Genomic DNA, 1,415 nt, shown 5'->3' on the forward strand with positions numbered 1-1,415 from the left:
GTTGAGGCGCTGGCGCGTTCGGTCGTCACCGACTTCGAGAACTACGTCAAGCTGAACAAGAAGATCTCGCCCGAAGTGGTGGGTGCAGCCAGCCAGATCGACGACTATTCCAAGCTCGCCGACACGGTCGCCTCGCATCTCGCCATCAAAATCCCTGAGAAGCAGGAAATGCTGGCCACGCTCTCGGTCAAGGAGCGGCTGGAAAAGGCTATGGGCTTCATGGAAGCCGAAATCTCCGTCCTGCAGGTGGAGAAGCGCATCCGCTCGCGCGTCAAGCGCCAGATGGAGAAGACGCAGCGCGAATACTACCTCAACGAGCAGATGAAGGCGATCCAGAAGGAACTCGGCGAAGGCGAGGACGGCCGCGACGAGGCCGCCGAGATCGAGGCGCGCATCAAGAAGACCAAGCTCTCCAAGGAGGCCCGCGAAAAGGCGGAAGCCGAGTTGAAGAAGCTCCGGACGATGTCGCCGATGTCGGCTGAATCGACCGTCGTGCGCAACTATCTCGACTGGATCCTGTCGATTCCGTGGGGCAAGAACTCCAAGGTCAAGCAGGACCTGGCGTTCGCGCAGAACGTGCTCGACACTGATCATTTCGGCCTCGACAAGGTCAAGGAGCGCATTGTCGAGTATCTCGCCGTGCAAAGCCGCCAGAAGAAGCTGAAGGGGCCGATCCTGTGCCTCGTCGGCCCTCCCGGCGTCGGCAAGACCTCGCTCGGCAAGTCGATCGCCAAGGCGACCGGTCGCGAATTCATCCGCATGGCGCTCGGCGGCGTGCGTGACGAGGCCGAGATCCGTGGCCACCGCCGCACCTATATCGGCTCGATGCCCGGCAAGGTCATCCAGTCGATGAAGAAGGCCAAGAAGTCCAACCCGCTCTTCCTGCTCGACGAGATCGACAAGATGGGCCAGGACTTCCGTGGCGATCCGTCATCGGCGTTGCTCGAGGTCCTCGATCCGGAACAGAACTCGACGTTCATGGACCATTACCTCGAGGTCGAATACGACCTGTCGAGCGTCATGTTCGTGACGACGGCGAACACGCTGAACATCCCGGCGCCCTTGATGGACCGCATGGAGATCATCCGTATCGCCGGCTACACCGAGGACGAGAAGATCGAGATCGCCAAGCGGCACCTGATGCCGAAGGTGATCCGCGATCACGCGCTGCAGCCGAAGGAGTTTTCCGTCGGTGAGGACGCGATCCGCGCCATCGTCCAGACCTACACCCGCGAAGCGGGCGTCAGGAGCCTGGAGCGCGAGCTGATGAAGCTCGGGCGCAAGGCGGTGACCGAGATCCTGAAGACGAAGAAGAAGACGGTGAGCATCACGGCGGAGAACCTCTCCGATTACCTTGGTGTGCAGCGCTACCGCTTCGGCCAGGTCGAGGCTGACGATCAGGTCGGTGTCGTTAC

1 protein-coding gene is annotated in these 1,415 nt (G+C 61.3%); it reads left to right on the plus strand.

Features of this window, described 5'->3' with window-relative positions; all coding sequences use genetic code 11:
• A partial coding sequence (gene lon / locus EN906_RS34085; protein ID WP_127375775.1) for an endopeptidase La occupies nt 1-1,415 on the plus strand: 1,415 nt, incomplete at both ends.

This window comes from Mesorhizobium sp. M7A.F.Ca.CA.004.06.1.1 (assembly GCF_003999135.1).
GTDB lineage: Bacteria > Pseudomonadota > Alphaproteobacteria > Rhizobiales > Rhizobiaceae > Mesorhizobium.